Annotated in this window: 1 protein-coding gene; it reads right to left on the bottom strand. The window is 41.0% G+C overall.

Going from position 1 to position 969, the window contains the following annotated elements; translation table 11 throughout:
* Positions 1 to 675 precede the first annotated feature (675 nt).
* Positions 676 to 969, bottom strand: a 294-nt coding sequence (locus RB622_RS30145) for a transcriptional regulator (RefSeq protein ID WP_308050560.1), incomplete at its 5' end; no start/stop codon positions are given.

The following is a 969-nucleotide window of genomic DNA, read 5'->3' on the forward strand; positions in this document are numbered from 1 at the left end:
TAATGATTGTCCTTTCATCAACTGTTCGAGCGCCTTATCGCGCATCTGTTCGAATTCCGTCTTTTCCATGTTCTGTCTTAAAGTTAAAACTTTTAGACAGAGTTCATTTTACAGTCTCGAGAAATTGATTTTGCAATAAGAATATTATTTCACGAGTTCTACCTGATATTTTGATTAAAGTAAACAAAAACTTATCTATCGTTAGTTGAAGTGTTTCAATTCTCTTTCAAGCTCCTCAAAACTCCACCATCAACCCCTTCCGCCCGGTATACTCAAAAATCTCTTCTCGGAGTTCTCCGTCGGCTATTACTTACAGTTTGTATTTGCCGTCGGGGATGCGACTGATATGGACGGTGCCTTCGGGGTTGCATTCCATGTCGAAGTATTCGCCATGGATCTGCTTTTCGTCGGGTAGGCGTATAACTTATATAGTTACTTGCTGTGCGTTCAGGATTGATATTTCGATATCCCGGTATGGGTCGATATTGTCGCAGGAAATAAGGCAGGGGAAAATGAAAGGTGAATAGGGGCGAGGCAGTCCATCCCTCCGACCTGCCATATATTATTATTAACTACACGATCCCAACAGATTTCTGGCACAAGTATCAGTGTATGAAGATCAGGAAATCGCTGTCGGCGTGGCTTTAATGTACAATAGTTTGGTATGGAAGGTAACTAACTTTTCCCCTTTAATAACTCAACCTTTTCCCTCTCACTTTGTAGCAATCGTTCATAAAGCTTCTTATTGTCCTCGAGGGCGTCGATCAACTTGTCGATTGGATTAAAAGTCGGATAATAATTGAATAAGGAACCGTTATCGTGGTTCGTTACGGTATTACCAATAATATTGAACACAGCCTCTTCGCTAAAATTTTTAATTCCTTCCGCCGTGACACCAAGGATTTGTGCGATCTGCTCGAGTAATTGTTCTTCCACGGTTTCGCTTTGTTCAATTTTAGACACAGTTTG

The organism is Dyadobacter sp. LHD-138, from assembly GCF_030929615.1.
Taxonomy (GTDB): Bacteria; Bacteroidota; Bacteroidia; order Cytophagales; family Spirosomataceae; genus Dyadobacter.